General features: G+C 60.3%; 26 protein-coding genes and 1 pseudogene. 20 read left to right on the plus strand and 7 right to left on the minus strand.

The genetic code is table 11. The features are described from left to right. Positions 1 to 284: 284 nt before the first annotated feature. From F8N96_RS07900 to F8N96_RS07935, 8 genes are all read left to right on the plus strand, one after another. A complete protein-coding gene (locus tag F8N96_RS07900; RefSeq protein ID WP_150797336.1) occupies positions 285 to 1,679 on the plus strand; it encodes a PLP-dependent aminotransferase family protein in 1,395 nt (464 codons plus the stop codon). A 106-nt stretch (positions 1,680 to 1,785) separates the two neighbouring features. Beyond that, positions 1,786 to 2,757, plus strand: coding sequence for a hydroxyectoine utilization dehydratase EutB (eutB, locus tag F8N96_RS07905; RefSeq protein WP_150797337.1), 972 nt, complete (start codon positions 1,786 to 1,788; stop codon positions 2,755 to 2,757). 36 nt (positions 2,758 to 2,793) lie between these two features. Beyond that, the gene (locus F8N96_RS07910) at positions 2,794 to 3,786 is read left to right on the plus strand and encodes a cyclodeaminase (RefSeq protein WP_150797338.1); all 993 of its coding nucleotides are present in this window, start codon (positions 2,794 to 2,796) and stop codon (positions 3,784 to 3,786) included. A gap of 42 nt (positions 3,787 to 3,828) precedes the next feature. After that, complete coding sequence (doeA, locus tag F8N96_RS07915; protein WP_150797339.1) at positions 3,829 to 5,019, plus strand: ectoine hydrolase DoeA; 1,191 nt, start codon at positions 3,829 to 3,831, stop codon at positions 5,017 to 5,019. 3 nt (positions 5,020 to 5,022) lie between these two features. Then, entirely contained in the window at positions 5,023 to 6,024 is a 1,002-nt protein-coding gene (gene doeB / locus F8N96_RS07920; RefSeq protein ID WP_150797340.1) for a N(2)-acetyl-L-2,4-diaminobutanoate deacetylase DoeB, read from the plus strand. A 156-nt stretch (positions 6,025 to 6,180) separates the two neighbouring features. Continuing rightward, positions 6,181 to 6,660 (plus strand): Lrp/AsnC family transcriptional regulator, encoded by a 480-nt coding sequence (locus tag F8N96_RS07925; protein WP_150797341.1) that lies wholly within the window; start codon positions 6,181 to 6,183, stop codon positions 6,658 to 6,660. Between the two features lie 269 nt (positions 6,661 to 6,929). After that, a complete protein-coding gene (locus F8N96_RS07930) occupies positions 6,930 to 8,402 on the plus strand; it encodes an NAD-dependent succinate-semialdehyde dehydrogenase (protein WP_150797342.1) in 1,473 nt (490 codons plus the stop codon). Between the two features lie 23 nt (positions 8,403 to 8,425). Further along, on the plus strand, positions 8,426 to 9,811 hold the full coding sequence (locus F8N96_RS07935; protein WP_150797343.1) for an aspartate aminotransferase family protein: 1,386 nt from the start codon (positions 8,426 to 8,428) through the stop codon (positions 9,809 to 9,811). A gap of 203 nt (positions 9,812 to 10,014) precedes the next feature. Here the strand turns inward: F8N96_RS07935 and F8N96_RS07940 are convergent, their stop codons facing one another. Continuing rightward, positions 10,015 to 10,449, minus strand: a complete 435-nt coding sequence (locus F8N96_RS07940) for a YhcB family protein (RefSeq protein WP_150797344.1) — start codon at positions 10,447 to 10,449, stop codon at positions 10,015 to 10,017. A gap of 144 nt (positions 10,450 to 10,593) precedes the next feature. On the opposite strand from F8N96_RS07940, the gene F8N96_RS07945 reads away from it, so the two are divergent. From F8N96_RS07945 to zapE, 3 genes are all read left to right on the plus strand, one after another. Beyond that, positions 10,594 to 11,223, plus strand: a complete 630-nt coding sequence (locus F8N96_RS07945; RefSeq protein WP_150797345.1) for an alpha/beta hydrolase — start codon at positions 10,594 to 10,596, stop codon at positions 11,221 to 11,223. A 24-nt stretch (positions 11,224 to 11,247) separates the two neighbouring features. Further along, complete coding sequence (locus tag F8N96_RS07950; protein ID WP_150797346.1) at positions 11,248 to 12,603, plus strand: tryptophan--tRNA ligase; 1,356 nt, start codon at positions 11,248 to 11,250, stop codon at positions 12,601 to 12,603. A 90-nt stretch (positions 12,604 to 12,693) separates the two neighbouring features. Beyond that, positions 12,694 to 13,788: a cell division protein ZapE gene (gene zapE / locus F8N96_RS07955; RefSeq protein ID WP_150797347.1), complete on the plus strand. Its 1,095-nt coding sequence runs from the start codon at positions 12,694 to 12,696 to the stop codon at positions 13,786 to 13,788. 197 nt (positions 13,789 to 13,985) lie between these two features. On the opposite strand, the gene F8N96_RS07960 is transcribed toward zapE, so the two are convergent. Beyond that, the gene (locus F8N96_RS07960; protein WP_191627609.1) at positions 13,986 to 14,882 is read right to left on the minus strand and encodes a GlxA family transcriptional regulator; all 897 of its coding nucleotides are present in this window, start codon (positions 14,880 to 14,882) and stop codon (positions 13,986 to 13,988) included. A gap of 244 nt (positions 14,883 to 15,126) precedes the next feature. On the opposite strand from F8N96_RS07960, the gene F8N96_RS07965 reads away from it, so the two are divergent. Together F8N96_RS07965 and F8N96_RS35325 are read left to right on the plus strand one after the other, a co-directional pair. Next, the gene (locus tag F8N96_RS07965; protein WP_150797348.1) at positions 15,127 to 16,263 is read left to right on the plus strand and encodes an acyl-CoA dehydrogenase family protein; all 1,137 of its coding nucleotides are present in this window, start codon (positions 15,127 to 15,129) and stop codon (positions 16,261 to 16,263) included. A 105-nt stretch (positions 16,264 to 16,368) separates the two neighbouring features. Further along, a pseudogene (locus F8N96_RS35325) lies at positions 16,369 to 16,455 on the plus strand (outer membrane lipoprotein carrier protein LolA); the annotation flags it as partial. 8 nt (positions 16,456 to 16,463) lie between these two features. Here the strand turns inward: F8N96_RS35325 and F8N96_RS07970 are convergent. Then, positions 16,464 to 17,504, minus strand: a complete 1,041-nt coding sequence (locus F8N96_RS07970) for an NADP(H)-dependent aldo-keto reductase (RefSeq protein WP_150797349.1) — start codon at positions 17,502 to 17,504, stop codon at positions 16,464 to 16,466. Between the two features lie 245 nt (positions 17,505 to 17,749). Here F8N96_RS07970 and rplM point away from each other — a divergent pair, with 245 nt between their 5' ends. The 7 genes from rplM (at position 17,750) to F8N96_RS08005 (ending at position 22,636) form a co-directional block, all read left to right on the plus strand. Further along, the gene (gene rplM / locus F8N96_RS07975; protein WP_007905295.1) at positions 17,750 to 18,178 is read left to right on the plus strand and encodes a 50S ribosomal protein L13; all 429 of its coding nucleotides are present in this window, start codon (positions 17,750 to 17,752) and stop codon (positions 18,176 to 18,178) included. Positions 18,179 to 18,192: 14 nt separating this feature from the next. Next, positions 18,193 to 18,585, plus strand: a complete 393-nt coding sequence (rpsI, locus tag F8N96_RS07980) for a 30S ribosomal protein S9 (protein WP_002555064.1) — start codon at positions 18,193 to 18,195, stop codon at positions 18,583 to 18,585. A gap of 266 nt (positions 18,586 to 18,851) precedes the next feature. After that, positions 18,852 to 19,445, plus strand: coding sequence for a ubiquinol-cytochrome c reductase iron-sulfur subunit (gene petA / locus F8N96_RS07985; RefSeq protein ID WP_008060255.1), 594 nt, complete (start codon positions 18,852 to 18,854; stop codon positions 19,443 to 19,445). Continuing rightward, a complete protein-coding gene (locus tag F8N96_RS07990) occupies positions 19,445 to 20,656 on the plus strand; it encodes a cytochrome b (RefSeq protein ID WP_138964339.1) in 1,212 nt (403 codons plus the stop codon). Before petA ends, F8N96_RS07990 begins: the two co-directional genes overlap by 1 nt. Further along, positions 20,656 to 21,438, plus strand: a complete 783-nt coding sequence (locus F8N96_RS07995; RefSeq protein ID WP_150797350.1) for a cytochrome c1 — start codon at positions 20,656 to 20,658, stop codon at positions 21,436 to 21,438. The genes F8N96_RS07990 and F8N96_RS07995 overlap by 1 nt, the downstream gene beginning before the upstream one ends. 150 nt (positions 21,439 to 21,588) lie before the next feature. Next, on the plus strand, positions 21,589 to 22,206 hold the full coding sequence (locus F8N96_RS08000) for a glutathione S-transferase N-terminal domain-containing protein (RefSeq protein ID WP_008155978.1): 618 nt from the start codon (positions 21,589 to 21,591) through the stop codon (positions 22,204 to 22,206). Positions 22,207 to 22,222: 16 nt separating this feature from the next. Beyond that, the gene (locus F8N96_RS08005) at positions 22,223 to 22,636 is read left to right on the plus strand and encodes a ClpXP protease specificity-enhancing factor (RefSeq protein ID WP_128873741.1); all 414 of its coding nucleotides are present in this window, start codon (positions 22,223 to 22,225) and stop codon (positions 22,634 to 22,636) included. 264 nt (positions 22,637 to 22,900) lie between these two features. Here F8N96_RS08005 and F8N96_RS08010 read toward each other — a convergent pair whose 3' ends face one another. From F8N96_RS08010 to F8N96_RS08025, 4 genes are all read right to left on the minus strand, one after another. Beyond that, on the minus strand, positions 22,901 to 23,479 hold the full coding sequence (locus F8N96_RS08010; RefSeq protein WP_150797351.1) for a BON domain-containing protein: 579 nt from the start codon (positions 23,477 to 23,479) through the stop codon (positions 22,901 to 22,903). Continuing rightward, positions 23,476 to 24,069: a phosphoheptose isomerase gene (locus F8N96_RS08015; protein WP_007972584.1), complete on the minus strand. Its 594-nt coding sequence runs from the start codon at positions 24,067 to 24,069 to the stop codon at positions 23,476 to 23,478. Before F8N96_RS08015 ends, F8N96_RS08010 begins: the two co-directional genes overlap by 4 nt. A gap of 104 nt (positions 24,070 to 24,173) precedes the next feature. Then, entirely contained in the window at positions 24,174 to 24,536 is a 363-nt protein-coding gene (locus F8N96_RS08020) for a YraN family protein (protein ID WP_150797352.1), read from the minus strand. Then, positions 24,536 to 26,347: a penicillin-binding protein activator gene (locus F8N96_RS08025; RefSeq protein WP_150797353.1), complete on the minus strand. Its 1,812-nt coding sequence runs from the start codon at positions 26,345 to 26,347 to the stop codon at positions 24,536 to 24,538. The genes F8N96_RS08020 and F8N96_RS08025 overlap by 1 nt, the downstream gene beginning before the upstream one ends. Between the last annotated feature and the right edge of the window lie 13 nt (positions 26,348 to 26,360).

Genomic DNA, 26,360 nt, shown 5'->3' on the forward strand with positions numbered 1-26,360 from the left:
AATCTCCTGTTTCTTGTGGACCCGTCGTGGACGGCTCTGTGGTAGGAGGCAGTGTGACAAGAGCAAAGCGTACGGGCTGATCCATTCGATTGGGATACTCGATTGGGACACTGCGCCGGCACAGATCGATTGATTTTTTTGTGACGGCTTTACCCGCCTGTGCATCGACCTTGAACCGAGCATACAAAAGCCCTGCACAACATTGCATTGCACTAGGACAATTGCTTTGCATGGATTCTCGCGGGATGCTGTCCGCACTGGCACCTACGCGGGTTTTAGCGCCGATGGACAAGTGGAAAGCAGCATTGGAAATGGCCCGCAGCGGCGAATCCAAATACAAGATCCTGGTGCAGGCGATTGCCGACGACATCGAGCAAGGGGTGTTGGCCAACGATCAGCGCCTGCCGCCGCAACGGCAAGTGGCCGATGCCATGGGCATCAGCGTGCAGACGGTCACTAATGCCTATAAGGAACTGGAGCGCCAGGGCCTGGTGCGTTGCGAAGTCGGTCGCGGCAGCTTTGTGTCGCGGCGCATGAGCGATCGGGTGGCCACTTATATTCTCGACAGCCCGGAACGGGCGCTGGTGGATTTTTCCATCACACGGATCCTGCACACCCGCGAGCACGACCAGTTCTGGCGCGAGACCTGCCGCGAGCTCAGCACTGAAGAGGATCAGCCGTGGATTCACGCGTTCCGGCCGATCGCCGGTTTCGAATCGCATCGCGAGGCCGCCATGCATTGGATCGGTCGCCAGGGCCTGCGGGTCGAGCGCGATGACATCCTGATCACCAACGGCGCCGCCCACGGGATCTTCCTCGCCCTGGCGTCGCTGGCCGGTCCCGACGACGTGGTGCTCTGCGAAGGGGTGACCGACCACGGCGTGATCGGCAATTCCCAAGTGCTGGGGTTTACCCTCAAGGGCCTGGAAATGGACCGGTACGGCATCGACCCGGAACATTTTGAAGACATGTGCAGCAACGAGCGCATCACCGCGCTGGTGTGCACGCCGAACCTGAACAACCCGACCACCAGCCTGATGCCGGACAGCCGCCGGCGCGAGATTGCCGAAATCGCCCGGCGTTTTGGCGTGCACATCATTGAGGATGACGTTTACGGCCCGTTGCTGGATGAGCGACGGGCGCCGCCCATCAGTCATTACCTGCCGGAGCTGTCGTTCTATTGCACCAGCATGACCAAGTCGGTGCTGACCGGCTTGCGCATCGGTTACCTGGTGGTGCCCAAGCGCCTGGCGCTGCGCACCGAGAGTATTCTGCGGGTCAACAGCTGGATGGCCACGCCCATGGTGTCCGAGATCGCCGCGCGCTGGATCCGCGACGGCCGCGCCGACACCCTGGTGAGCCTGCAACGCAAATTGCTGGCCGGGCGCCAGGCGATGGTCACTGAATATCTGGATGACTACGTGCTCGCCCAGCACCCCCACGCCTTGAATGCCTGGATCGGTATCCCGCACCATTGGGAGCTCGACAGCCTGGTGCGGGCGTTGCGCCACAAACACATTGCCGTCACTTCGCCCGACCCGTTCACGGTACGCGGCACGCCTCGGCCCCGAGCGGTCCGGGTGTGTGTCGGCGCCGAATGCAGTGACGAAGAAATGCGCAATGCGCTGATGGGCATGCGCGAGATCTTCGGCCAGTACCCGCAGATCCATGACTTTTGAACGGAAAAAAGTTGGTAAAAAGTTTGTCGGCTAAATTGCCCTAGTACATTCATCGCGACAATCCAGGCCTCTTAGACTGCGCCCAACACCTAAGTGGGATGCGGTCATGTCAGCGCTGCAGTTAAACGATGTTTTCCTCGCTCGCCAGCGAATCGAAACGCTGGTCCGGCGTACACCCATGGAATATTCGCCCAGCCTCTCCCGGCGCTTGGGCGTGGCGGTGTACCTCAAACTCGAATCCTGGCAAATCACCGGCAGCTTCAAATTGCGCGGCGCGAGCAATGCCGTGGCGCAACTCAGCGCCGAGCAAAAGGCCCGCGGCGTAGTGGCGGCATCCACCGGTAATCACGGACGTGCGCTGGCCTATGCCGCATCCCGGCAAGGGGTGAAGGCGACCATTTGCCTGTCGTGCCTGGTGCCGGCGAACAAGGTCCAGGCCATTCGTGATCTCGGTGCCGAGGTGTGCATCGTCGGCCAGTCCCAGGACGATGCCCAGCGCGAAGCCGAGCGGATCGCCTGCGAGCAGGGCGCGACATTGCTGCCGCCGTTCGATCACCCGGCCATCATTGCCGGGCAGGGCACCCTCGGGCTGGAAATCCTTGAACAGCAACCAGATGTAGCGCAAGTGCTGGTGCCTTTGTCCGGTGGCGGCTTGTTTGCTGGCGTGGCGCTGGCGATCAAGAGCGCCAATGCGAACATCGTCACCCATGGCCTCAGCATGCAGCGCGGCGCGGCCATGCACGCCAGCCTGGCAGCCGGCCATCCGGTGGCAGTCGAAGAGCTGCCGACCCTGGCCGATTCCCTCGGCGGCGGTATCGGTCTGGACAATCGTTACACCTTCAACATGACCCGCGACCTCTGCGATCACGTGCACCTGCTCAGCGAAGCCTCCATCGCCAATGCCATGCGCCATGCCTATCGCGAAGAACGCCTGGTGCTCGAAGGCGCGGCGGCGGTCGGCATCGCTGCGTTGCTCGATGGCCTGATCGAGCCACGCGGGCCGATCGTGGTGGTGGTCAGTGGCCGCAACGTCGACATCGATCAGCACCTGCGCGTACTGGCTGGCGCCGATGCCTGAACCCAAACAATAACGACTGACGGGAGTACTGCGCTGATGACTGACATTACCCTCTTGAGCGAAGCGGAGCTGCGCGCCTGTGTAGCGCTGGATCTGCCGAGCATCGACGCCATCGAACAGGCCTTTGTGCTGCTGGCCACGGCGGCCGTGGCCATGCCGCCGATCCTGCGGCTGGACATCCCCGAGCACAACGGCGAAGTGGACGTGAAGACCGCGTATCTGCCGGGGCTGGAGCGTTTTGCGATCAAGGTCAGCCCGGGGTTTTTCGACAATCCTAAACTCGGCCTGCCGAGCCTCAACGGCATGATGATGCTGTTGTCGGCCCGCACCGGTTTGCTCGATGCCTTGTTGCTGGATAACGGTTACCTGACCGCCGTACGCACCGCGGCGGCCGGTGCGGTGGCTGCCCGCGCCCTGTCTCGGGTCGACAGTCGCAGCGTGGCGCTGATCGGTGCTGGCGAGCAGGCGGCATTGCAGCTTCAGGCGCTGCGTCTGGTGCGGCCGATTGAATCCGTTCGGGTCTGGGCCCGCGACAGCGCCAAGGCGCAAGCCTTCAGCGCCGAGCTGGCGCGCGACAGCAGTCTGGCGGTCACGTCTTGCGCGAGCATCGACGAAGCCATGGCCGACGTGGACATCGCAATCACCTGCACCCCGAGTCGCGAACCCTTGATCGAGGCACGCCACTTGCGCCCCGGCCTGCACATCACCGCCATGGGCTCCGACGCTGAACACAAGAACGAAATTGCTCCCCGGGCGCTGGCGCAGGTCGATCGCTACGTAGCCGATCGCCTGAGCCAGACCCGCCTCCTCGGCGAATTGCATCACGCCCTGGCAGCCGGGGTTATCGCCGACGAATCGGCACTGCTGGAACTGGGTCAAGTGCTGGCGGGCCAGCGTCCCGGTCGAACCGACGCCGCACAGGTCACGTTGTGCGACCTCACTGGCACCGGCGCCCAGGACACGGCCATCGCCAATCTGGCGTTCGAGCGGGCACGTGAGGCGAGCAAGGGTTTTCAATTCGGCAGCTAATCGGTTTTTTCATCCGTGCGTCATTTATCAGAGGGCATGTGCATGTCTCAGATAGTCGTCAATCTTCCGTTCGAGCGGGAGGAATACGCCCAGCGTCTGGCCAAGGTACGAGCGGCCATGCAGGCCCAGGGCATCGAGCTGTTGCTGGTCACCGATCCGTCGAACATGGCCTGGCTGACCGGCTATGACGGTTGGTCGTTTTATGTCCATCAATGCGTGTTGCTGGCGCTCGACGGCGAGCCGGTCTGGTTTGGTCGCGGGCAGGATGCCAACGGCGCCAAGCGCACGGTGTTCATGCAGCACGAGAACATCGTCGGCTACCCGGACATCTACGTGCAGTCCCGGGAACGCCATCCCATGGACTACTTGTCGAAGGAAGTCATCAGTGCCCGCGGCTGGGACGCGCTGACCATTGGCGTGGAAATGGACAACTACTACTTCAGCGCCGCCGCCTATCTGTCGCTGAAGAAAAACCTGCCCCAGGCGACCTTGATCGACGCGGTCGGCCTGGTGAACTGGCAGCGGGCGATCAAGTCGCCGCAGGAAATCGCCTACATGCGCATCGCGGCGCGCATCGTCGAAAACATGCACGGGCGAATCCTTGAGCGGATCGAACCGGGCATGCGCAAAAACGAGCTGGTGGCGGAGATCTACAGCAGCGGCATCCTCGGTGCCGACGGTCATGGGGGTGATTACCCGGCTATCGTGCCGCTGTTGCCCACCGGTGCCGATGCCAGCGCGCCGCACCTGACCTGGGACGATTCACCGTTCGAGAAGGGCGCCGGCACCTTTTTCGAGATCGCCGGTTGCTACAAGCGCTATCACTGCCCGCTGTCGCGCACGATCTACTTGGGCAAGCCGCCGCAGCATTTTCTCGACGGCGAGAAAGCCGTGGTCGAAGGCATCGCCGCCGGGCTCGAAGCAGCCAAGCCGGGCAATACCACCGGCGACATTGCCGTGGCGTTTTTCAAGGTGCTGGAGAAGTTCGGCATCCACAAGGACAGCCGCTGCGGCTACCCGATCGGGATCAGTTATCCGCCGGACTGGGGTGAGCGCACCATGAGTTTGCGTCCCGGCGACAGCAGCGTGTTGCAGCCGGGCATGACCTTCCACTTCATGCCGGGCCTGTGGATGGACGATTGGGGGCTGGAAATCACCGAAAGCATCCTGATCACCGAGACCGGGGTCGAAACGCTGTGCAACGTACCCCGCCAACTGTTCGTGAAGGATTGAGCCATGAGCGAATTGCCTGACAACCCGATCAGCGCCACGGTGGATTTCGCCCGTGAAGGGGTGCAACACGGGTTTCTCAAATTGCCCTATTCACGGGATGACTCGGCCTGGGGCGCGGTGATGATTCCGCTCACGGTGATTCAGCGCGGTCAGGGTCCGACCGCGCTGCTCACCGGCGGTAACCACGGTGACGAATACGAAGGTCCGGTGGCACTGAGCAAACTGGCACAGGGCCTGACGGCTGCCGAGGTCAGCGGACGGGTGATTATCGTCCCGTTCATGAACACCCCGGCGTTTCATGCCGGGCGGCGCACGTCACCGATCGACAAAGGCAACCTCAATCGCAGTTTCCCCGGCAAGCCGGACGGCACGGTGACAGAGAAGATCGCCGATTATTTCAACCGGACCTTGTTGCCGCTGGCGGACATCGTGCTGGACATCCATTCCGGCGGCCGCACCCTGGATTTCCTGCCGTTCGCCGCCTGCCATGTGCTGCCGGACAAACATCAGCAAGCCCGCTGCGAAGCCGGCATGCGCGCATTCAATGCGCCGTACAGCATGCGCATGCTGGAGCTGGATGCGGGGTCGATGTACGACACCGCCGCCGAAGGGCAGGGCAAGGTCTTTGTCACGACCGAATTGGGTGGCGGTGGCTCGTCCAGCGCGCGCAGTGTGGCGATTGCCGAGCGCGGGGTGCGCAATCTGCTGGTGCATGCCGGGATTCTCGAAGGCGAGGTCCAGGAAACGGAGTCGATCATGCTCGACATGCCCGACGCCGATTGTTTCATCGCCAGCGAGCATGACGGCTTGCTGGAAATGTGCCGCGATCTGGGGGACAAGGTGAACAAGGGCGAAGTGATCGCCCGGGTTTACGACGCCACCCGTACGGGCGTTGCGCCGGTGGAGTACCGCGCCGCCCGCAGCGGTCTATTGGCGGCACGGCATTTCCCTGGATTGGTGCAGTGCGGCGATACCATTGCGGTCATCGCCGAAGTCTTGATCTGACAGACTGAACCGAAACCCTGTGGGAGCGAGCCTGCTCGCGAAAGCGGTAGATCAGTCACATCGATGTTGGATGTGCTGCCGCCTTCGCGAGCAGGCTCGCTCCCACAGGTGAGGGTTTCAGCCCAACCTCTCTAATTAACCGGAGACCCTCGGCCCATGCACAAACTCGATCGCTACGACCTGAAAATCCTGCGAATCCTCGCCGAAGACGGTCGGATCACCAAGTCGAGCCTGGCCGAGGCGATCAACCTTTCGGTAACCCCGGCGTGGGAGCGGGTGCGCAAACTCGAAGCCTTGGGGTTGATCAAGGGTTACCGCGCGCAGATTGACTGGAACGCCGTGTTCAAAAGCCAGCAGGTGCTGGTGGAAATCACCCTGGCCCGACACACCGCCCAGGACATGCGCCGTTTCGAACAGCGGATGAACGAGGCCGTCGAAGTGGCGTTCTGTTACGCCACCGGTGGCGGCGTGGACTACATGGCGATGATCCAGGCGCCCGATATCGATCATTACCAGCGGTTTATCGACCAATTGCTGCTCGACGACCTGGGCATCGAACGCTACTTCACCTACATCGTCACCAAGACCATCAAGACCACCGGCGCCTTGCCCGCCGAACTGGCACAAGAACCCTGAACCCACTACAGATCCCCTGTGGGAGCGAGCCTGCTCGCGAAGAGGCCATAGCATTCAACATCCATGTTGTCTGTTACGCCGCCTTCGCGAGCAGGCTCGCTCCCACAGGGAATCTGCGGTGATTCAGGTGATGCAGTTGTCACCGCAAAAAGCCTCTGTTTGCCGTCGTTCAATCAGAAAAAACCACCTGCAAAACCCCGTCAAACGCCAAATCACCCACACCACACTGCCCTAGCATGGCTTCACGCACACGGATCGGAGTGAACGCCATGACTTATAAACATCCACTGCTGTTCAAAGCCCTCTGCTACGTCGACGGCCACTGGGTCCACAGTGACAGCGGCCACAGCGTCGCCGTACACAACCCCGCCGACCAGAAGTTGATCGGCCACGTACCGATGCTCGATCAGCCTCAGATCGTCGCCGCCGTTGACGCAGCGCACCGGGCCTTTGCGACCTGGCGTGAACAAAGCCTCGATACCCGCGGGACCATTCTGCGGCGTTGGGCAGCCTTGATACTTGAACACCAGGAAGACCTGGCGCGCATTCTCAGTCAGGAGCAAGGCAAACCCCTGGCCGAATCCCGTGGCGAAATCGCCTACGCCGCCAGCTTCATTCCGTGGTTCGCCGAAGAAGCGCGACGCCTGAACGGGCAAAACATTCCCAGCCACATCCCCGGCGCGCATCTGGGCACGGTCAAGGAGCCGGTCGGCGTCTGTGCATTGCTGACCCCGTGGAATTTCCCTTCGGCGATGATCACCCGCAAAGCGGCTGCCGCATTGGCCGCCGGGTGCACGGTGGTGATCAAGCCCGCCCATGAAACACCGTATTCGGCTTTGGCCCTGGCGCAATTGGCGGAAGAGGCGGGGTTTGCGGCCGGCGTGTTCAACGTGGTGCTGGGTGATCCGCAGATGACCATGCAAACCCTGGTGCAAGACAGCCGCGTGCGTTCGGTCAGTTTCACCGGCTCGACCCGCGTCGGTAAGCTGGTCCTGCAGGCGGCAGCCCAGGATGTGAAGAAAGTGTCGCTGGAGCTGGGTGGCAATGCGCCGTTCATCGTCTGCGCCGATGCCGATCTGGCACTGGCGGTGAAGGTCGCGGTGCAAGCCAAGTTCCAGACCTCCGGCCAGGATTGCTGCGCGGCCAACCGGATCATGGTCGAGCGCTCGATCTACCCAACCTTTCTCGAACGCTTTGCCGCCGCTGTGCGCGAGCTGCGGGTGGGCCCGGCGCTGGTACGCGATCAGGAGCAAAACGTCGATGTCGGTCCGTTGATGCATCAAGCCGCGTTCGATGTCACCGCTGCGCGGGTCGCGGATGCCCTGCAACTGGGTGCCCAACGGCTGGTCGGCGGCGAGGCCCATGCCCTCGGCGGCCTGTTCTACCAGCCGACGGTGCTGGCCGATGTCACGCCCGACATGCGCATCTACCGCGAAGAAAACTTCGCGCCGATCGCCGGGGTGATGCCGTTCGACACCCTTGACCAGGCGATCGAGATGGCCAACGACACCGAATACGGTCTGGCCGCCTACATTTGTTCCAACCGCCTGGACCTGATCTACCCACTGATACGCCGTCTCGATCATGCGATGGTCGCGGTCAACGGCGTCAAGTTCACCGGCCATCCGATCCCGTTCGGGGGCATGAAAGCCTCGGGCCTGGGTCGCGAAGGCGGCACCGAGGGCTTCGAAGCCTTCGTCGAAACCAAATACTTTTGCCTGCACCATCAAGGCCAGTTCTAAAGCCAGTTCTCAGGAGACATGCCATGAACCAAGAGCTCGATACGCTGTTCGAACAAGACCGTGCGCACTTCATGCACCCGTCCACCCACGCCCATGACCACGCCAGCGGCGCACTCAAGGGGCGCATCATCAAGAGCGCGTCGGGCATTCGCATCCGCGACCACGAGGGTCGCGACTTCATCGATGCCTTTGCCGGGCTGTACTGCGTCAACATCGGCTACGGCCGCACCGAAGTCGCCGACGCCATCTACAAGCAGGCCAAGGAGCTGGCCTACTATCACACCTACATGGGCCATTCGAGCGAGGCGATCATCGAGCTGTCCAGCCGCATCATGGACTGGGCGCCCGAAGGCATGAAAAAGGTCTATTACGGCCTGTCCGGGTCCGACGCCAACGAAACCCAGGTCAAGCTGGTGCGTTACTACAACAACGTGCTGGGCCGCCCGCAGAAGAAGAAAATCATCTCCCGTGATCGCGGTTACCACGGCTCGGGCATCATGACCGGCAGCCTGACCGGCCTGCCGACCTTCCATCAGCATTTCGACCTGCCGGCCGAAGGCGTCAAGCACACCGTATGCCCGCACTGGTACCGCAAGGCGCCAACCGGCATGGATGAGTCGGCGTTCGTGAGCTACTGCGCCGATGAACTGGAAAAAATGATCCTGGCCGAAGGACCGGATACCGTGGCCGCGTTCATCGGTGAACCGCTGATGGGCACCGGCGGCATCATCGTGCCGCCCGCCGGTTACTGGGCGGCGATTCAGGCGGTGCTGAACAAATACGACGTGTTGCTGATTGCCGACGAAGTGGTCTGCGCCTTCGGTCGCCTGGGTTCGAAAATGGGCAGTCAACGCTACGGCATGCGCCCGGACCTGATCACCACGGCCAAAGGCCTGACCAGTGCTTATGCGCCGTTGTCAGCGGTGATCGTCGGGGAAAAAGTATGGAACGTGATCGAGAAGGCCTCGCAGTCCGAAGGCGCCATGGGCCATGGCTGGACTTACTCCGGGCATCCGATTTGCGCGGCGGCGGCGCTGGCCAACCTCGACATCCTGGAGCGGGAGAACCTGACGGCCAACGCCGAGAAGGTGGGCAGCTACCTGAACCGTCGGTTGCGTGAAACCCTGGAAGGTCATCCGCTGGTGGGCGAAGTGCGTGGCGACGGCATGCTGGCGGCGGTCGAGTTCATGGCTGACCGTGAGCAGCGCACGCCGTTCGATGCGACGCTGAAGGTCGGTCCGAAAGTCTCGGCAGCCTGTCTGGAGCGCGGCATGATCGCCCGGTCGATGCCCCATGGCGACATTCTGGGCTTTGCGCCGCCGTTGATTCTGACGGAGGAAGAGGCTGATTTGATTGTCGACATTACCAAGGCGGCGGTCGATCAGGTAGCCAGTGAGGTGCTTGGCTAAGCTCGTCCGGCCTGAGCGTTATGGTTGTCGGTTCGGGCCCCTTCGCTGGCAGTCAACACAGAAACTGGCCCAGAAACAAATCCTGTGGGAGCGAGACCGGCTTGCCGGCGAAAGGGCCCTGTCAGGCAACCCAAACCGTCAGCAATAAAAAAGCCCCCGGACAATCACTTGTCCGGGGGCTTTTTGCGTCGCGCGAAACCTGATTACTTCTTCAGGCCATAATGCTCATCCAGCATACCCGGCGCATTCGGGGCTTTCGGTGCGTAGTCGCGAGGCGGCTCCTGATTGCGCGGTGGCGTCAGGCGTTCCCGTGGAGCCTGCGACGCGTCGGCGTGCAGGGCGGCCAGCAAGCGTTGGCGGGTCTGTTCGTCCAGGGCCAGGCGATTGGCACCCTCGGCGAGATGGTCCTGCACTTCCTGATAACTCGCAGTCAGTTTCTTGACCAGTGTCGCAGTGCTGTTGAAGTGGGTGACCACCTCGTTCTGATAACTGTCGAAACGTTCCTGAACGTCATCCAGCTGACGTTGCGTGCGGTTAGGCGCGGCATTCGGCACCAGGCGAGCGATCAGGAATCCAATGGCGACACCCACAACCAGGGCAAGAGTCGGCAACAACCAAACTAAGAGCGAGTGTTCCACGAGTCCTTCCTCTATAAACGGCTTTGCTTTACGTTAACGGCTCGAACCTGCGCTGTATACCGCGATTCACTCGCAATAGATTGGCACAGACAATTTGCTAGACGAGTCGACCCGATTCGAGGTCACGGAGTTCCTTCCTTGCTTATGCGCGAAACCCCTGTAGTGATTGATGGCCCCGTCGGTCAACTGGAAAGTTTGTACCTGGATAACGAGCAGCCGCGCGGCATTGCGCTGATCTGCCACCCGAACCCGGTGCAGGGCGGCACCATGCTCAACAAAGTGGTCTCGACCCTGCAGCGCACTGCCCGCGACGCCGGTTTGATTACCCTGCGCTTCAATTACCGTGGCGTCGGTGCCAGTGAAGGCACGCACGACATGGGCACCGGCGAAGTCGATGATGCCGAGGCGGTCGCCGCATGGTTGCGGGCGAAACATCCTGATTTACCATTGACGCTGTTTGGTTTCTCCTTCGGCGGTTTTGTTGCGGCAAGTCTCGGCGGCCGCCTGGAAGCGCAGGGCGAGCAGCTCAAGCATCTGTTCATGGTGGCGCCGGCAGTCATGCGCCTGGGCGATCAGGATCAAATGCCACAGCAGGGCGCACTGACCCTGATCCAGCCGGAAACCGACGAAGTCATCGATCCGCAGCTGGTCTATGACTGGTCCGAAAAACTCGAGCGTCCCCATGAGCTACTGAAAGTGGCAGAATGCGGACACTTTTTTCATGGCAAGCTGACCGATCTCAAGGATCTGATCCTGCCGCGTCTTTCGAATTGATTGCAGTCTGACAAGCGATTACCCATGACGACTCGTACCCGTATCCTCACCGGCATCACCACCACCGGCACGCCGCACCTGGGCAATTACGCCGGCGCCATCCGCCCGGCGATCCTGGCCAGCCGCGACAGCAATGCCGATTCGTTCTACTTCCTGGCCGACTACCACGCCCTGATCAAGTGCGATGACCCGCTGCGCATCCAGCGCTCACGCCTGGAAATCGCCGCCACCTGGTTGGCCGGTGGCCTGGATGTGGAGCGCGTGACCTTTTATCGCCAGTCCGACATCCCGGAAATTCCTGAGCTGACCTGGCTGCTGACCTGCGTCGCCGCCAAGGGCCTGCTCAACCGCGCCCACGCCTACAAGGCGTCGGTGGACAAGAACGTCGAGACCGGCGAAGACCCGGATGCCGGCATCACCATGGGCCTGTACAGCTACCCGGTGCTGATGGCGGCGGACATTCTGATGTTCAACGCCCACAAGGTGCCGGTCGGTCGTGACCAGATCCAGCACGTGGAAATGGCCCGGGACATCGGCCAGCGCTTCAACCACCTGTTTGGCCAGGGCAAAGAGTTCTTCACCATGCCCGAGGCGCTGATCGAAGAAAGCGTCGCCACGTTGCCAGGCCTCGACGGCCGCAAGATGTCGAAGAGCTACGACAACACCATTCCGTTGTTCAGCAGCGCAAAGGAAATGAAGGACGCGATCTCGCGGATCGTGACCGACTCCCGTGCACCGGGCGAAGCCAAGGATCCGGACAATTCGCACCTGTTCACCCTGTTCCAGGCGTTCGCCACCCCGGCGCAGTCCGCCGAATTCCGCAGCGAACTGTTGCAGGGCCTGGGTTGGGGCGAGGCGAAGAATCGTCTGTTCCAGCTGCTGGACAGCGAACTGGGCGAGTCCCGTGAGCGTTATCACCAGCTGATCGAGCGCCCGGCGGATCTGGAAGACATCCTGCAGATCGGTGCGAAAAAAGCCCGTTCGGTCGCCACGCCATTCCTCCACGAACTGCGTGAAGCGGTTGGCCTGCGCTCTTTCGTCGCCCAGACCCAAGTCGCAGCGACCACCAAGAAGAAAGCCGCGAAAGCCGCGCGTTTCGTCAGTTTCCGTGAAGAAGACGGCAGCTTCCGTTTCCGTTTGCTGGCGGCCGATGGCGAGCAACTGCTGCTGTCGCGCAACTTCGCCGACGGCAAAACCGCAGGCCAGGTGACCAAGCAGCTGCAAGCGGGTCAGCCGCTGGATGTGCGCAGTGAAGACCGCAGCTTCAGCGTCTGGCTGGAGGGCGAGTGCGTGGCCGACAGCCCGACATTTGCCGACAACGCCGCTCGCGACGTCGCCATCGACGCCTTGCGAGTTGCCCTGACCCCGGTTCAGGAATAATCGACGGCTCGGTCCGACCAAGGGCTGATTGCCATTCCCCCGGGCCGTCGCTACAGTGACGGCCCGTTTTTGTTGCCTTGCTAACGAATTATGACGCCCCTAGAACGATATCAAGCTGATCTGAAACGCCCGGAATTCTTCCACGATGCTGCGCAGGAAACGGCGGTGCGTCATTTGCAGCGCCTGTACGACGATCTGGTCGTGGCCTCGCAGAACAAACCGGGCCTGCTCGGCAAACTGTTTGGCAAAAAAGACCAGGCGCCAGTCAAGGGCCTGTACTTCTGGGGCGGCGTTGGTCGCGGCAAGACTTACCTGGTCGACACCTTCTTCGAAGCGCTGCCGTTCAAGGAAAAGACTCGCACTCACTTCCACCGCTTCATGAAGCGCGTGCATGAAGAGATGAAGACCCTGGGCGGAGAGAAAAACCCGCTGACTATCATCGCCAAGCGTTTCTCCGACGAGTCGCGCGTGATTTGTTTCGATGAGTTCTTCGTCTCGGACATCACCGACGCGATGATTCTTGGCACGCTGATGGAAGAGCTGTTCAAGAACGGCGTGACCCTGGTCGCGACGTCGAACATCGTGCCGGACGGCCTGTACAAGGACGGCCTGCAGCGTGCGCGTTTCCTGCCGGCCATTGCGCTGATCAAGCAGAACACCGAGATCGTCAACGTCGACAGCGGCGTCGATTACCGTCTGCGTCACCTCGAGCAAGCGGAACTGTTCCACTTTCCGCTGGATGAAGCTGCCCAGGAAAGCCTGCGCAAGAGCTTCCGGGCCTTGACGCCGGAATTCACGGCAGCGGTCGAGAACGACGTACTGATGATCGAAAACCGTGAAATCCGTGCTGTGCGCACCTGCGATGACGTGGCCTGGTTCGACTTCCGCGAACTCTGCGACGGCCCACGTAGCCAGAACGATTACATCGAGCTGGGTAAAATCTTCCACGCGGTGTTGCTCAGCAATGTCGAGCAGATGAGCGTCACCACCGACGACATCGCCCGGCGCTTCATCAACATGGTCGACGAGTTCTACGACCGTAACGTGAAACTGATCATTTCTGCCGAAGTCGAGCTCAAAGACCTCTACACCGGCGGTCGCCTGAACTTCGAGTTCCAGCGCACCCTCAGCCGTCTGCTGGAAATGCAGTCCCACGAATTCCTGTCCCGGGCGCATAAGCCGTAGGACAATTTGGAAAATAAAAAAGGGCCTGCAAATGCAGGCCCTTTTTTGTGCGCTGTAGAAACTTTCTGGCTCACCAAGATCCCCTGTGGGAGCGAGCCTGCTCGCGATTGCGGTGTGTCAGTCACATCAAGGTTTAATGTGATACCGCTATCGCGAGCAGGCTCGCTCCCACATGGGATGTGTGTTGGATTTGAGTATTACGCCGCCTGCTGAAACTGCTGCCGATACTGATTCGGTGACAACTCCGTATGCTGGCGGAACAGCCGCGCGAAGAAGCTCGCATCGTCGTAGCCCACCTCGTAACTGATGGTCTTGATGCTCTTGCGGCTGCCGGACAGCAAGCCCTTGGCGGTTTCGATGCGCAGGCGTTGCAGGTAATGCAGCGGTTTGTCGCCGGTGGCGGTCTGGAAGCGGCGCATGAAGTTGCGGATACTCATGCCGTGCTCGCGGGCGACGTCTTCGAAGCGGAATTTGTCGGCGAAGTGGTCTTCGAGCCAGTGCTGGATCTGCAGGATGATCACGTCCTGGTGCAATTTTTGCCCGCCGAAGCCGATGCGTCCCGGCGAGTAGCTGCGCTGTACTTCATAGAGAATGTCGCGGGCCACGGCCTGGGCCACATTGGCGCCGCAGAAGCGTTCGATCAGATAGATGTAGAGGTCGCAGGCCGAGGTGGTGCCGCCGGCGCAATACAGGTTGTCGGCGTCGGTCAGGTGCTTGTCCTGATTGAGCTGGACCTGCGGGAAGCGTTCGGCAAAGGCATTGAAGAAGCGCCAATAAGTGGTCGCTTCCTTGCCATCGAGCAAGCCGGCCTCGGCGAGCCAGAAGACGCCGGTGGCCTCGCCACACAGCACCGCGCCACGCGCATGTTGCTGGCGCAGCCACGGCAAGACCTGTGGATAACGTTGGCAGAGCGTTTCGAAGTCGTCCCAGAATGCTGGAAGGATGATGACGTCGGCATTTTCCAGGCCGCCGTCCACCGGCATGATCACGTCGCTGAAGCTGTTCACCGGTTTGCCGTCGGGACTGACCAGCCGCGTTTCGAACGCCGGGGTCAGGCCGTGGCCCAGTTGTTTGCCGTAACGCAGGCTGGCCAGGTGGAAGAAATCCTTGGCTTGCATGAGGGTGGAAGCGAAAACCCGGTCGATAGCCAGGATGCTGACGCGCCGCAAGGGCGTGGAGGCTCGGTTAGACATAATTCAACTTTATTCTTATAGGGGAAAGTGGTCACCAGACGGCTGGATCGTCTTATTTTTTGTCTGATGTGTCCAGTGTCCTGTATCGAAAGCGAAGCTTAGTCTCTGAAGGACAACTCCTTCCCGCAATAACGACAGGTGCCGCATGATTCCCAGAACCTTGTTCAGTCCCGAGCACGAACTGTTTCGCGACAGCGTGCGAACCTTCCTCGAAAAAGAGGCCGTGCCGTTCCATGGGCAATGGGAAAAACAAGGCTACATCGACCGCAAACTCTGGAACAAGGCGGGGGAGGCGGGGATGCTGTGTTCGCATCTGCCGGAAGAATATGGCGGGCTGGGGGCGGACTTTCTGTACAGCGCGGTGGTGATCGAAGAGGTGGGGCGCCTGGGTCTGACCGGGATCGGCTTTTCTCTGCATTCGGACATTGTTGCGCCTTACATCCTGCATTACGGCAGTGAAGCGCTGAAGCATAAATACCTGCCGAAACTGGTGTCCGGCGAAATGGTCACCGCCATTGCCATGACCGAGCCGGGCGCCGGTTCCGACCTGCAAGGGGTCAAGACCACCGCGGTGCTGGACGGCGATGACTATGTGATCAACGGTTCGAAAACCTTCATCACCAACGGTTTTCTGGCAGACCTGGTGATTGTCGTGGCCAAGACCGATCCGAAGGCCGGCGCGAAGGGCACCAGCCTGTTTCTGGTCGAGGCGAATACACCGGGTTTCGACAAGGGTAAGCGTCTGGAAAAAGTCGGGATGAAGGCTCAGGACACCTCGGAATTGTTCTTTCAGGACGTTCGGGTGCCCAGGGAAAACCTTCTGGGGCAAGCGGGGATGGGTTTTGCCTACCTGATGCAGGAATTGCCACAAGAACGCCTGACTGTCGCCATCGGCGGACTGGCCTCGGCTGAGGCGGCGCTGCAATGGACACTGGACTACACCCGTGAGCGCAAGGCGTTCGGCAAGGCGATTGCCGATTTCCAGAACACGCGTTTCAAGCTGGCGGAGATGGCGACCGAGATTCAGATTGGCCGGGTGTTCGTCGATAAGTGCCTGCAGCTGCACCTGCAAGGCAAGCTCGACGTGCCGACGGCGGCGATGGCCAAGTACTGGGGCACTGACCTGCAATGCAAGGTGCTCGACGAGTGCGTGCAGTTGCATGGCGGGTATGGGTTCATGTGGGAATACCCGATCGCCCGGGCCTGGGCGGATGCGCGGGTGCAGCGGATTTATGCCGGGACGAATGAGATCATGAAGGAGATTATTGCGCGGTCGCTTTGATGGCGTGGTGAGTTCGAGATCGCCTTCGCGAGCAAGCTCGCTCCCACAGGGGATCCGGGTTGATCGCCATCTTGTGATCGACACAGAATCCTTGTAGGAGCGAGCTTGCTCGCGAAGGTCGTCAACGATAACGCTGGAAGCCTGACACCCTGCAGCGCCCTCAGGTTTTTCGCGAGCAAGCTCGCTCCTACAGGTGGGGGTCAGGGAGCTGGATTCGGGTGATCCTTGTGAATCGCCTCGATCCCCGCCAGCACTTCATCGGAAAGTTTCAGCTCGAAGCTCGCGATATTGCTATCAAGCTGCTCCAGCGTCGTCGCACCAATGATGTTGCTGGTGACGAACGGTTGCTGCGTCACGAATGCCAGCGCCATTTGCGCCGGGTCCAGGCCGTGTTCCCGGGCCAGTGCCACATACCGGCTGCACGCCGCTTCCGACTGCGGATTGAAATAGCGGCTGAAGCGGCTGTACAGGCTCAGGCGGCCTTTGGGCGGGCGGGCGCCACCTTCGTACTTGCCCGACAGGAAACCGAACGCCAGCGGCGAATAGGCGAGCAATCCGCACTGTTCGCGGATGGCGATTTCCGCCAGGCCGATCTCGAAGCTGCGGTTGAGCAGGTTATAGGGGTTCTGGATCGACACCGCACGCGGCCAGCCACGGGCTTCGGCCAGGGCGAGGAAACGCATGGTGCCCCAGGGCGTTTCATTGGACAGGCCGATGTGGCGGATCTTGCCGGCCTTGACCTGTTCGTCCAGGGCTTCGAGGGTGTCTTCCAGCGGCGTGAGGTTGGCTTCGATCTGGTGTTTGTAACCCAGTTGGCCGAAGAAGTTGGTGCTGCGCTCCGGCCAATGCAGTTGATAGAGATCGATGTAGTCGGTCTGCAGGCGCTCGAGGCTGGCATCGACGGCTTCGGTGATGTGCTGGCGGTTGTGCCGCAGGTTTTTGTCGCGGATGTAGTCGATGGTATTGCCGGGGCCGGCGATCTTGCTGGCCAGGATCCAGTCGGCGCGATCGCCGCGGCTCTTGAAGTAATTGCCGATGTAGCGTTCGGTGGTGGCGTAGGTGTCGGCCTTGGGCGGCACCGGGTACATCTCGGCGGTGTCGATGAAATTGATCCCGGCGCCTTTGGCCCGCTCAATCTGGGCGAAGGCTTCAGCTTCGCTGTTTTGCTCGCCCCAGGTCATGGTGCCGAGGCAGATTGCACTCACGTTCAGATTGGTTCGGCCTAGCTGGCGATAGTCCATCGGGTGCTCCTTGGGCAAAAGAATCATAAAAGCAGGTTGAATTATTTTTCGCAATCTGCATAATTGCGCACCTCTTTCTGCAGTGGAAGTGATGCGCCGCCGCCGAAGAATCTTGCCGTTGAACGGACGCGCCGACCCGAGCCCCCGAAAGCGTCTGTATCCGGCTGCCTTTGACTTGTCAAAGTACGCACTATTCAGTAAGATCCGCCGTCTAATTTACAGGGCGGCCCCTGAGGCTATAAAGAATGAAAACTTTTACTGCTAAACCGGAAACAGTACAGCGCGACTGGTTTGTCGTCGACGCTGCAGGTCAGACCCTGGGTCGTCTGGCCACCGAAATCGCGAGCCGTCTGCGTGGCAAGCATAAAGCTGAGTACACTCCTCACGTTGACACCGGCGATTACATCGTCGTTATCAATGCCGAGCAGATTCGTGTGACCGGTGCTAAAACCACCGACAAAATCTACTACTCCCACTCCGGTTTCCCGGGCGGCATCAAGTCGATCAACTTCGAAAAGCTGATCGCTAAAGCCCCTGAGCGCGTGATCGAGACCGCGGTCAAAGGCATGCTGCCTAAGAACCCGCTGGGTCGCGACATGTATCGTAAGCTGAAAGTCTATGCGGGCGCTGTACACCCTCATACTGCTCAGCAGCCCCAAGAACTGAAGTTTTAACGGAATAGTTCATTATGTCGGCGACTCAAAATTACGGCACTGGCCGTCGCAAAACCGCAACCGCACGCGTTTTCCTGCGTCCGGGCACTGGTAACATCTCCATCAACAACCGTTCGCTGGATAATTTCTTCGGCCGCGAAACTGCCCGCATGGTAGTTCGTCAGCCGCTGGAATTGACTGAGACTGTCGAGAAATTCGACATCTACGTCACCGTGATCGGCGGTGGTGTGAGTGGTCAAGCTGGCGCAATCCGCCACGGTATCACTCGCGCACTGATGCAGTACGACGAAACCCTGCGTGGCGCTCTGCGCAAAGCTGGCTTCGTTACTCGCGATGCTCGTGAAGTTGAACGTAAGAAAGTCGGTCTGCGTAAAGCGCGTAAGCGTCCGCAGTACTCGAAGCGTTAATTCGCTTTCTCGTTCAAAAAGAACGCCTGGTTCCTTGCGGAGCCGGGCGTTTTTTTATGGGCGCGATTTATCCGGAAATTGTTCTGTGACAACTTGCCACATCCGCAGAGGCCCTATACTGCAAGGCTTGGCAGTGAAGCCCCGCGGTAATTACCTTGTCAGAATTGGGGCTTTTCATTACCATTCGGCAAAATTTTTATAAGTACATAGTTTTACTTAGTAGATGCCTGATTTAACAGGCCACAAAGCTGATGGGAGAGGACTGAATGAGCAATGACGGCGTGAATGCAGGCCGGCGTCGCTTCTTGGTAGCAGCCACATCCGTGGTGGGTGCTGCAGGAGCGGTGGGGGCTGCGGTCCCGTTCGTGGGGTCATGGTTTCCCAGTGCCAAGGCGAAAGCCGCAGGTGCACCGGTGAAGGTGAATGTCAGCAAAATCGAGCCAGGCCAGCAGATGATTGCTGAGTGGCGCGGTCAGCCGGTGTTCATCGTCCGCCGTACCGAGGAAATCCTGGGGAATCTGAAAAAGATCGAGGGCCAGCTGTCTGACCCGACCTCCAAGAACTCGACACAACCGACCTACGTCGACCCGGAAACGCGTTCGATCAAGCCAGAGGTTCTGCTGCTGATCGGAATCTGCACGCACCTGGGTTGCTCGCCGACTTTCCGTCCGGAAGTGGCACCTGCAGATCTGGGCAAGGATTGGGTGGGGGGTTATTTCTGCCCTTGCCACGGTTCCCACTACGACCTGGCTGGCCGCGTCTACAAGTCGCAACCTGCGCCTTTGAACCTGCCAGTTCCCCCGCATTCCTATGAGACCGATGACATCATTGTCGTTGGCGTCGATACGGAGAAAGCGTGATGAGCAAGTTCATGGATTGGGTTGATGCGCGCTTTCCCGCGACCAAAATGTGGGAAGACCATCTCAGCAAGTACTACGCCCCGAAGAACTTCAACTTCTTCTATTTCTTTGGCTCCCTGGCGCTGCTCGTTCTGGTCAACCAGATCGTCACCGGTGTCTGGCTGACCATGAGCTACACCCCGTCGGCGGAAGAAGCCTTTGCCTCCGTCGAATACATCATGCGCGACGTCGAGTACGGCTCGATCCTGCGTCTGCTGCACGCGGTCGGCGCTTCGATGTTCTTCATCGTGGTGTATCTGCACATGTTCCGTGGCTTGCTTTACGGTTCGTATCAGAAGCCGCGTGAGCTGGTGTGGGTCTTCGGCATGCTGATCTACCTGGCGCTGATGGCTGAAGCCTTCATGGGTTACCTGCTGCCTTGGGGCCAGATGTCCTACTGGGGTGCCCAGGTGATCATCTCGCTGTTCGGTGCGATCCCGGTCATCGGCAACGATCTGACCCAGTGGATCCGTGGTGACTACCTGATTTCCGGTATTACCCTGAACCGCTTCTTTGCCCTGCACGTCGTGGCCTTGCCGATCGTGATCCTCGGTCTGGTGGTGCTGCACGTTCTGGCGCTGCACGAAGTCGGATCGAACAACCCGGACGGTGTGGACATCAAGAAGCACAAGGACGAAAACGGCGTACCGCTGGACGGCATCGCCTTCCACCCGTACTACACCGTGAAAGATATCGTCGGCGTGGTGGTGTTCCTGTTCATCTTCTGCTCGATCGTGTTCTTCTTCCCGGAAATGGGCGGCTACTTCCTCGAGAAGCCGAACTTTGAAGTGGCGAACGCCTTCAAGACCCCAGAGCACATTGCTCCGGTCTGGTACTTCACGCCGTTCTACGCGATTCTGCGGGCGGTTCCGGACAAGCTCCTTGGCGTTATCGCCATGGGTGCGGCCATTGCGGTGCTGTTCGTCCTGCCGTGGCTGGACCGCAGTCCGGTCAAGTCGATGCGCTACAAAGGCTGGCTGAGCAAAATCTGGCTGGTGGTGTTCTGCGTATCGTTCGTGATCCTCGGCATCCTGGGTGTGCTGGCTCCGACTCCAGGGCGTACCTTGCTGTCGCAGGTGTGTACCTTCCTGTACTTCGCCTACTTCATTCTGATGCCGTTCTACACCAGGCTCGAGAAGACCAAACCGGTTCCGGAAAGGGTGACTGGCTGATGAAAAAGCTATTGGCTGTACTGATTCTTGCTGCTATGCCTGTACTGTCCTTCGCGGCCGAACACGGTGGTCCAGAACTGGAAAAGGTCGACATCGACGTTTCCGACAAGGCTGCCTTGCAGGATGGCGCACGCACGTTCGCCAACTACTGCATGGGCTGCCACAGCGCCAAGTTCCAGCGTTACGAGCGTGTTGCCGATGACTTGGGCATCCCGCACGAGCTGATGCTCTCGAACCTGGTGTTCACGGGTGCCAAGATCGGCGACCACATGAGCATCGGCATGCAGCCCGCTGACGCCAAGACCTGGTTCGGTGCCGCGCCACCCGACCTGACCCTGGTGGCTCGTGTCCGTGGTACCGACTGGCTCTACGGTTACCTGAGATCGTTCTACGAAGACCCGTCGCGTCCTTGGGGCGTGAACAACAAGGTGTTCCCGAACGTCGGGATGCCTAACGTTCTGGTCGGTCTGCAAGGTCGTCAGGTAGTCGGCTGCAAACAGGTCCAGGTCGTCGACGACGACAAGAAGCAATATGATCCGCTGACCGGTACGCCGCTGACTCATGAAGCGTGCGATCAGCTGACCATCGTGCCGAAAAGCGGGGCCCTGACCGAAGAGCAGTTCGATGAGAAGGTCAAGAATCTGGTAACCTTCCTCGCTTACTCGGCTAACCCGGTTAAGCTGCAACATCAGCGCATCGGTACGTACGTATTGCTGTACCTGGCGTTCTTCTTCGTATTCGCCTATTTGCTCAAGCGTGAGTACTGGAAAGACGTGCACTGATAAAGCTTCAAGCAATTGCTGTTAATCGCGCGCGCCCAAGGGCGTCTCTGAAGGTGTAACGAGCCTGGTGATCCAGGCGTTACGGGAGGCGCCCTCTGGGCGCGCTCGTTTTTCCGCTTCCGATAATTTCAACAAGCGAGGAGGACCGCCATGGGCGTGACCAATCGGTTGGCCTGTTACTCCGACCCCGCCGACCACTATTCCCACCGAGTACGCATCGTACTTGCAGAGAAGGGTGTCAGCGCCGAGATCATTTATGTGGAAGCTGGTCGCCAGCCGCCTAAACTGATCGAAGTGAACCCTTACGGCAGCTTGCCCACCCTGGTCGATCGTGACCTGGCGTTGTGGGAGTCGACCGTGGTGATGGAATATCTGGATGAGCGTTACCCGCACCCGCCGTTACTGCCGGTTTATCCCGTGGCGCGTGCCAACAGCCGTCTGCTGATTCATCGCATTCAGCGAGACTGGTGTGGTCTGGTGGATCTGATCCTGGATTCCCGGTCCAAGGAAGCGGCCCGTGTCGTGGCTCGTAAAGAGTTGCGCGAAAGCCTGACCGGCGTGTCGCCATTATTCGCCGACAAGCCGTTTTTCCTCAGCGAGGAACAAAGTCTGGTGGACTGCTGCCTCTTGCCAATACTCTGGCGATTGCCGATTCTGGGCATTGAACTGCCGCGGCCTGCCAAGCCGCTGCTTGATTACATGGAGCGCTCGTTTGCGCGTGAGGCATTCCAGGCGAGTCTGTCTGGTGTCGAACGCGATATGCGCTAAGGCTTAAGGAGCCGCTATGAACTCCAGTCGACCTTATCTGGTCCGCGCGCTCTACGAGTGGATTGTGGACAACGATTGCACCCCGCACATGCTGGTCAATTCCGAGTATCCGTCGGTGCAGGTGCCTCAGGGTTTTGCCAGTGACGGACAAATTGTCCTGAATGTATCGCCGGCGGCCGTGCGCCATCTGCACATGGACAACGAGGCTGTCAGCTTCGAAGGGCGCTTCGGTGGCGTGCCACACACGCTGTACGTGCCTATCGCATCGATCCTGGGTATCTACGCCCGGGAGAACGGTCAGGGCATGGTGTTCGATCTGGAATCGCCCATGGATGGCGAGGAGGAGATCGAGCCGGATGATGATATCCCGCCACCCGACAGTGAGCCGCCGCGTCCCAGCGGGCGACCGAGTTTGAAGGTGGTGAAGTAATAAAAAAGGCGATCCGAAAGGATCGCCTTTTTTATTACCGTAGGAGCCAGGCTTGCCGGCGAAGGCGATCTCAAGGACGCCTTCGCCCGTAGGAGCCAGGCTTGCCGGCGAAGGGGCCCTCAAGGATGCCTTCGCCCGTAGGAGCCAGGCTTGCCGGCGAAGGCGATCTCAAGGACGCCTTCGCCCGTAGGAGCCAGGCTTGCCGGCGAAGGGGCCCTCAAGGATGCCTTCGCCGGCAAGCCTGGCTCCTACGGGAGGGGGGTGTCAGTCAATATATTCGAACAACTTCACGATCTTCTGCACCCCGGAAACGCCCTGTACCAGGTTGGTCGCCTGAGCCGCTTCCTGCTTGGTCAGCAACCCCAGCAGGTAAACGATGCCGTTTTCGGTTACAACCTTGATGCGCGAACCCGGAATGCTCGCATCGGCCAGCATCTGGGTCTTGATCTTGGAGGTTAGCCAGGTGTCGTTCTGGCGAGCAAGGAAGCTTGAGGGTGGCAGCACCTGCAGTTCGTTGTGAACCTTTTTCACGCGCTGAACCGCAGCGGCAACTTGCTCGGCCTTGGCCTTGAGGTCTGCACGCGGGGTTTGACCCGCGAGCAGCACAACGCCGTTGAAGCTGGTGATGACGATGTGTGATTCGTTGTCCAGGGCAGGATCGGCCTTGGCGATATTCACGCCGGCCTTGGTTTCGATCAGGGAGTCGTCGATCTTGCTGCCGAAGGTGCGGGTGCCGCGGTCGTCATCGATCGGTGCTTCTCGGCTGGCGTTAACCACCGAGGTGCAGCCGCTGATGCCGAGGCACAGGGTCAAGGCCAGTAGGCCTAGGCGATTAAGGGTCATTCTTCACTCCCGAACAGTTGGCTGTCGATCAAGTCGCAAAGGCAATGGATCGCCAGCAGGTGGACTTCCTGAATACGTGCGGTGACGTTGGCCGGTACGCGAATTTCGACGTCCTCGGGCAAAAGCAGCGACGCCATGCCGCCGCCGTCACGACCCGTCAATGCTACGACAATCATTTCGCGATCATGTGCGGCCTGGATCGCTTGAATTATGTTGGCCGAGTTGCCGCTGGTGGAAATTGCCAGCAATACATCGCCCGGCTGGCCGAGGGCGCGGATCTGTTTAGAGAAAATTTCGTTATAGCTGTAGTCATTGGCGATCGAGGTGATCGTCGAGCTGTCGGTGGTCAGCGCGATGGCTGGCAGGCTCGGCCGTTCACGTTCGAAGCGGTTGAGCAGCTCCGACGAGAAGTGCTGGGCATCGCCGGCGGAACCGCCGTTGCCGCAGGAGAGCATCTTGCCCTCGTTGAGCAGGGCGTTGACCATGACCTGGCTGGCTTGCTCGATGTGCGGTGCAAGTACTTCCATCGCCTGTTGCTTGGTGTCGATACTGGCCTGAAAAAGCTGGCGAATTCGCGATTGCATGTCCATCTGTGTGACCTTAATTAGCGCGGCTACTGGGCACATGAATGTGCAGCCCGCAAAGCAAAGAGCAAAAGTGTTGGGTAAAAGTGTCCGGTTCGCGGCACCCGCGATCAGCTGTCGAAGGCATTCTGCAACCAGTTCAACTGCGCGAGGTCGCTGTCGATGGCAACCACGTCGAAACGGCAGGGGGAATTGGCCCAACGCGACTCGCGCTGAAGAAAATACTGCGCGGCGAAAATCAGTTTCTGCCGTTTGCGCCCATCGATGCTATCGAGTGCGCCACCCCATTGGGTGTTTTTTCTGTAGCGGACTTCAACGAATACTACTGTATCGCCATCAAGCATGACCAGATCAAGCTCGCCGCGTTTGCACAACCAGTTCTGCGCCAGCAGGCGCAGACCCTGTTGTTGAAGGTGCTCGAGCGCATGGCGCTCGGCATCTTTTCCGCTTTGCCGGCGTGACCTGTCAGGCATCAGCGTGGGGTGTCCGGCAGGCGTTGAACCTGGCCATTGACGAACTGGGCCCATGGCAACTGGCGCACCACGCGTTGGTTTTGCGTCATGCCCAGGCTGCCCGACTGGCCTTCGATACGGCTGTCCGGCAAGGCCTTGAGTTGTCCCAGGCGTGGCGCCAGGCGATAAGCGTCGACGCCCATGGCATACAGGCGACCCAGGCTGCCGCTGGCTTGTGGCCATTGAGCGGTCACCTGGCGGCGCAGTGGATCGTTGGCGTCCAGCAACCAGGGGGTTTCGCAGAAGCGCACGCCATTCATGTCGTTGTACTGGTTCTGGTCGCCGTTGGCACTGAACACGTGGGAAGTGGCGTAGACCGGCACGTCGCCCGCGTATTGGAAGTTCAGGGTCGGCTTGATCTGCTGGGCTTGCTGAGGCGTTGCCGCGAGGAAGATGAACTCGATGTCCTGGCGACGCGAAGGCTGGGCAGCGACCTGCGCACCAACGGTACTCTGCAGGGTCTTGGCGCGACCTTCGCTCTGGCGCAGCTGGAACATGTCAGCAATCTGCTGGGCCAGCTGCACGGGCTGATCCACGCGCTCGGTTGCGACGATGCTGCCGCCGTTGGTCTGCCAGTCCTGGCTGAAAGCCCTCATGACGCGGTCGCCCCATTCGCCTTTCGGCACCATGATGGCGGCGCGATGCAGGCCATCGGCGCGAGCGCGACGGGATACTTCGCGGGCTTCATCTTCGGCGGCCAGGCCGAACTGGAACAGCTGTCCCGGACCTTGTTCACCTTCGCTGTAGTTCAGCGCCAGGGTGGTGATCGGCAATTGCGGGCGAGTGCTGAGCTGCTTGACCAGCGGTTTCTCCAGCGGACCGACGACCAGTTGCACGCCATCGGCCTGGGCCTGGCGATAGAAGTCGTCAAGGGACGTCAGGCGCGAGCTGTCATAGAACTCGATGGCGGGCGGTTGCTGGCCGGCCTGTTGCGCCTGGTAATGAGCGGCCATGAAGCCTTCGCGCAATGCTTTGCCGACCGCAGCCAGCGGGCCGTCCTGTGGCAGCAGCAGGGCTATCTTGCCCAGGGGCTGGCTGGCCAGTTCCTTGAGTTTGGTCAGTGGTAGCGGCAGTTGAATGGCGGCGGGGTGCTTTGGATTCTGCGTGCGCCAGTTGTCGATTGCGGCTTGCTGCTGTTCCAGGGTGCCGGCGGTTTTCACGGCCTGGGCCAGGCGCATCCAGCCGCCGAGGTCTTCGGTGGCGGCCGGCTGCAATTGATCGATTGGCAGCGATGAGATCAGGGTCCAGATCGCTTCGTGGTTGTTGCTGGCAGCTTCGCCTTCAAGCATCGGGGCGATAAAGATGCGTTGCCGTGCCGAAGCCACGGTCAGGCCATCGGCCTCAAGGGCGCGGGCATGAACGATGCTGGTACGGATTTGTTGCTCGACCGGTAGCTCGCCCAGGCGTTGCAGGCTCGGATGGCTCAAGGCCGCCAGCGCCGCTTTCGGCTGATTGCGGGCCAGCGCCAGCTCAGCCGCCAGGGTGCTGGCGAAAACCTGCGGCCCGGGCTTGAGTTGCTCGACGGGCACTTGTTGCAGGATTTGCGCGGACTGGCCCGCGTTACCCTGACGATAGGCCAGGTCTGCCGCACTCAGGCGCAGCAAGGCGGCTTTTTCCGGGTCTTTGCTTTGAGTGGCCTGTTGGAGCAGTTGCTCGATACTGGCATCAGGGGTCCGTGGAAGTTCGCCAAGGCTGGAGGAGGGCGAACTGGCGCAAGCCGCCAGCAAGGCAGCGAGGCAGAGGGCAGTGAGCAGCCGCAGGCAAGCGATCATGTAGTGTTCCTGA

The organism is Pseudomonas fluorescens, from assembly GCF_902497855.1.
Taxonomy (GTDB): Bacteria; Pseudomonadota; Gammaproteobacteria; order Pseudomonadales; family Pseudomonadaceae; genus Aquipseudomonas; species Aquipseudomonas fluorescens_BI.